Annotated in this window: 4 protein-coding genes and 1 pseudogene; all 5 read right to left on the bottom strand. The window is 46.7% G+C overall.

All coding sequences use genetic code 11. The annotated features are described in order from the left end of the window. Positions 1 to 93: 93 nt before the first annotated feature. Positions 94 to 285: a hypothetical protein gene (locus VIM87_RS27950; RefSeq protein ID WP_332000170.1), complete on the bottom strand. Its 192-nt coding sequence runs from the start codon at positions 283 to 285 to the stop codon at positions 94 to 96. Between the two features lie 110 nt (positions 286 to 395). Further along, a complete protein-coding gene (locus VIM87_RS27945; RefSeq protein WP_332000169.1) occupies positions 396 to 899 on the bottom strand; it encodes a hypothetical protein in 504 nt (167 codons plus the stop codon). 289 nt (positions 900 to 1,188) lie between these two features. Beyond that, positions 1,189 to 1,866 carry a translation initiation factor IF-3 gene (gene infC, locus VIM87_RS27940; protein WP_332000168.1) on the bottom strand — a complete coding sequence of 226 codons (678 nt, stop codon included), beginning with the start codon at positions 1,864 to 1,866 and terminating at the stop codon, positions 1,189 to 1,191. Between the two features lie 125 nt (positions 1,867 to 1,991). Continuing rightward, on the bottom strand, positions 1,992 to 3,932 hold the full coding sequence (gene thrS / locus VIM87_RS27935; protein WP_332000167.1) for a threonine--tRNA ligase: 1,941 nt from the start codon (positions 3,930 to 3,932) through the stop codon (positions 1,992 to 1,994). Positions 3,933 to 4,175: 243 nt separating this feature from the next. Continuing rightward, positions 4,176 to 4,816: pseudogene (locus tag VIM87_RS27930) on the bottom strand (TonB-dependent receptor); the annotation flags it as partial.

Below are 4,816 nucleotides of genomic sequence, written 5' to 3'. Positions count from 1 at the left end.
AAGATAAGCAATTCCTACAATGGCACCGGTTTCAATTATCAGAGTGATCAGTTTAAACATGTTACTTAACGGATGGGATTATTTATCACCGGCTCAAATACTTTTAACACTATTCAATTCAGACAAACAGCTATCATGCCGCAACATAGAATCGCCTGCTACCTGGTAATACCGTACGCTGATCTTTGTTGGTTTGGGTTTTGGCTTTGGTTTCTTCACCCCCACGCTCACACAGGCATCGATCAGCATTAAGGTAATGCCTGCTAAAATAAACCATCGTTTCATGCTCGGTTTCATAGGATATATCACTAACAACATAAAGAACCGTTCCACACTTTTTGCGGAACGGCCCTTTTAAATATCATAACTACATTTCCTTCGTACAGGAGTGTACGTTAGTTCTTCCCAACAAATAACGACCAGTGATCGCTGAAGGGAATGTACGTATAATCCTTACCCATTTTGGCCTCTGTTCTATTATCACACAGGTCGTGATAATAGTAATAGTGGTTAATGTCTTTGTCCTCATTCTGGGAGTTCAGCTTGTATATATACAGGCTGTAACGGTCAGTAGCATCACAGGGACCTTTTTCCAGGTTCACGGATGATACTTTCAGCTCCCGCATAAGATCGGTGATCATTGGGTTGCAAACCTTATTGGAATGGCTTTTGGCCCCCTCCTTGTCGCAATCCACAATAATGTACCGGGTATATTCAGTATGGTCAAGTTGAGGTACTATCAGTGAATCGATCATGTGATTCAACCGCTTCAGCTTATCTTCATTCTGATAAAAGCTGGTCTTAAAATACTCTTCATTCGTTACTCCTTTACAGGAAGAAAGCAGCATAGCTGTGATACAGATAAATAAGAGTGTGTGACAGGCTCTTAGATTTAACATACGAGGAAAATTTAATAGTTAGCAACTTCAATAGTAGTAAGGGGTCAATGTGATCGCAAGTTGTCTTTATCCCTGATCTTGGCGCTTAGGTTCTCTTGGATAGTCTGTTTTTCATTGTCATCAGGTCAAAGGAATAAACCCGCTAATACATGACAAGTACAAATATAATAATTAAATCTAATAATATAAATATTTAATTTATATAAATTATACACATGTATGGGGATAAAAAAACCGCTCTGAACTATCAGAGCGGTTTACAGTTGCTAATTATATGAGGATAAACCTGTTAGCTGTTTCCTTCCGGTTTGCTTTCAACCGGGCGGGGTGCAGGTGATTGCTCCCTGTTCTCCCTTGGCTCGCGGGGCTCTTTAGGCTCCTTGGGGCCGCCTTCTTTCTTCTTGGCTGCCTTTGGTGCAAAAATGGCGATCATACGTTTACCTTCCATGGTAGGCATACCTTCCAGCGCTCCTACTTCTGCCAGGCGTTCTGCGAACTTCAGCAGGATCAGCTCACCACGCTCTTTAAACATAATTGCGCGGCCTTTGAACTGTACATAAGTTTTTACCTTATTGCCATCTTTCAGGAATTTCTCCGCATGTTTGGCTTTAAAGTCAAAGTCATGATCGTCCGTATTAGGCGTAAAGCGGATCTCTTTCACCTCGCTTTTGTGCGCCTTGGCCTTCATCTCTTTTTCCTTCTTCTTCTTCTCGTACAGGAATTTATTATAGTCGATGATGCGGCATACGGGGGGCGTAGCATTTGGGGATATTTCTACCAGGTCCAGTCCCTGTTGTTCAGCCATGTGCAAAGCCTCGTCTGTTCTATAAACACCAACTTCCACATTGTCTCCTACTAGCCTTACTTCCGGTACACGTATCATTCTGTTGGTACGATGTTCTTGCTGTTGTTCCCTGCGAAAGTTCGGGTTTCTCCCGCGGTTAAAATTTGGTCTGGGTGATTGCATTAAAAAGAATAAAATTAATTAATAATTGTCCTAAGCTGCCGGCGTATTAGTTTTTACCGGCCTGTTTTACAAGTGTTACAAATTTAAGGTTAAATATGTAGCAATTATTATACCTTGATCGAAAATTATTCAAAAGGTTTCCGGTTCACTACCTCATCATTCACAAGGCCTATAAACTGGTCGAGGTTCATGGTTCCAAGATCGCCTTTGGCCTGCCTTCTTACAGCTACGGTTTCCTCTGTGGCTTCCTTTTCGCCCAGTACCAGCATGTAAGGTACTTTGGCCAGCTCCGCTTCCCGGATCTTTTTACCGATCTTCTCATTGCGGTCGTCTATCTCTGCGCGAATTTCAGCATTTTTTAACAATTCAGCCACTTTTTCTGCGTAGATCAGGCTTTTATCACTAATTGGCAGCACTTTTACCTGGGTAGGCGTTAACCACAACGGGAATTTACCTGCACAGTGTTCTATCAGCACGGCCACAAATCGTTCCAGGGAGCCAAAAGGTGCGCGGTGGATCATTACCGGGCGGTGCTTCTGATTATCGGCGCCAATGTATTCCAGCTCAAAACGCTCCGGCAGGTTGTAATCCACCTGGATGGTTCCCAGCTGCCATTTACGGCCTAAGGCATCCTTTACCATGAAATCCAGCTTGGGGCCATAAAAGGCGGCCTCGCCATATTCTACTACGGTGTTCAGTCCCTTTTCAGCGGCTGATTCAATAATGGCCTGCTCTGCCAGGTGCCAGTTCTCATCGGTACCAATGTACTTGCTGCGGTCTTCTTTATCGCGCAGGGAGATCTGGGCGGTATAGTCTGTAAAGTTCAGGCTGCGGAATACATACAGCACCAGGTCTATTACCTTAATGAACTCGTCCTTTACCTGGTCGGGCCGGCAAAACAGGTGCGCATCGTCCTGAGTAAATCCGCGTACGCGGGTAAGGCCATGCAGCTCACCGTGCTGCTCGTAACGGTACACGGTGCCAAATTCCGCCAGGCGCACCGGCAGGTCCTTGTACGACCTGGGCGATGATTTATAGATCTCGCAGTGGTGCGGGCAGTTCATGGGTTTCAGCAGGAACTCCTCGCCTTCTTCCGGTGTATGAATGGGCTGAAAGCTATCCTTGCCATATTTCTCGTAGTGGCCGGAAGTAACATACAGGTTCTTGCTGCCAATGTGCGGAGTTATTACCGGCAGATATCCGCTTTCCACCTGCGCCTTTTGCAGGAAGCTTTGCAGGCGTTCACGCAGCATAGCGCCTTTGGGCAGCCATAATGGTAAGCCCAGCCCTACCCTTTCGGAGAAGGTGAACAGCTCCAGCTCTTTACCCAGCTTGCGGTGGTCACGCTTTTTAGCTTCCTCCACCAGGGTCAGGTACTCATCCAGCTCTTTCTGGCTGGGGAAAGTAATGCCGTAAATGCGGGTGAGCATCTTGTTCTTTTCATTCCCACGCCAGTAAGCGCCGGCAATATTGGTAAGCTTGATAGCTTTTATAAAACCGGTATTGGGAATGTGCGGTCCGCGGCAAAGGTCCGTAAACCCGCCCTGGGTATAGAAGGTAATGGTACCATCCTGCAGGTCGTTGATCAGCTCCAGCTTGTATTCATCCCCTTTCTGGGTAAAATACTGCAGGGCTTCAGGTTTGCTTACGTCCTTGCGTACATATATATTATTCTGTTTGGCCAGTTCGGCCATCTTGGTCTCTATCTTCTTCAGGTCCTCGTCCGTAATGGCCTGGCCGCCCAGGTCTATATCATAATAAAAACCATTTTCAATGGCGGGGCCTATGCCCAGCTTTACGCCGGGGTACAGGGCTTCCAGGGCTTCTGCCATCAGGTGGGCGGAGGAGTGCCACATGGTTGCCTTGCCGTCCGTATCCGTCCAGGTGAGTAATTGCAGGGTGGCATCTGTGTCAATAGGGCGGGTAGCATCGATCACCTGCCCGTTCACTTTTGCTGACAATACTTTACGTGCCAATCCTTCACTGATGGACTTGGCAATGTCTAATGCAGTTACTCCTGGTTCATACTGACGGACTGCGCCATCCGGAAAAGTAATATTGATCATAATATCAAGCTCTTAGCTCCTTGCTGTTAGCCGTTAAATTTAAATAAATGAAATGCTTGCGAAGATAAGCAATTTAGTAATTAGCTTTTAGCCTTTAGCTGTTAGCTATTAGCTTTTCGCTGCCAGGTATTAAAAGTAAGTGCAGGTGGTGCGTCGGGAATGCAGTCAGCTGTTAGCTTTTAGCCTTTAGCTATTAGCAAAACACAAACAGCTAAAAGCTAACAGCTAAAGGCTAATAGCTGGTTACTGAAACTTAAAGTTCCACGTAATAGACGGTAGTATCGGGAATAAAGATACTTGCCTTGCGCGGATGGTAAGGTTATTACCCAGCACGCCCCCGGTTTGATCAAAGTACAGGAAGTACGGATTCATACGGCTGTACACGTTATAGATGGAAAATGCCCAGCTGCTCTGGAAATGCTTATCGGGCCGGTGTTTAGGAGTATACACGGCGGAAAGGTCCATGCGGTGATAGGCCGGCATGCGGTAACCGTTAATATTGCTGTATTCCTGCACCAGGGAGCCATCTATCATATAGAACTGTGATGGCAGTGTGGTGGTGTTGCCGGATCCGTAAATGAACACGCCTGACAGGTGCCATTTGGGGGTAAGCTCATAATTGGCTACCAGCACCAGGTCGTGGCGGCGGTCGTACTTGGCCGGGAACTTTTTGCCCTGGTTCAGGGCGGGGAACTGTCGCCAGGTCCAGGCCAGGGTATAACCCAGCCAGCCGGTAAAGCGGCCTTTGGTTTTGTTGATAAAGAACTCTGCCCCGTAGGCCCAGCCTTTGCCAAACACAAAATCCTCTTCCGGGTCGGTTAAGGAGGGTGTGTAGCCCTGGCGGTACTCTATCTGGTGCTGCATATCCTTATAATAGGCCTCTA

The sequence above is a fragment of the Chitinophaga sp. genome (assembly GCF_036569125.1).
In the GTDB taxonomy this organism is placed as follows: domain Bacteria; phylum Bacteroidota; class Bacteroidia; order Chitinophagales; family Chitinophagaceae; genus Chitinophaga.
This window is presented reverse-complemented; position numbering and strand designations above follow the sequence as displayed.

What these genes read in the sequence shown, in the direction of transcription:
- VIM87_RS27950 (WP_332000170.1), bottom strand. Translation starts at nt 285, where the DNA reads ATGAAACGATGGTTTATTTTAGCAGGCATTACCTTAATGCTGATCGAT.
- VIM87_RS27945 (WP_332000169.1), bottom strand. Translation starts at nt 899, where the DNA reads ATGTTAAATCTAAGAGCCTGTCACACACTCTTATTTATCTGTATCACA.
- infC (WP_332000168.1), bottom strand. Translation starts at nt 1,866, where the DNA reads ATGCAATCACCCAGACCAAATTTTAACCGCGGGAGAAACCCGAACTTT.
- thrS (WP_332000167.1), bottom strand. Translation starts at nt 3,932, where the DNA reads ATGATCAATATTACTTTTCCGGATGGCGCAGTCCGTCAGTATGAACCA.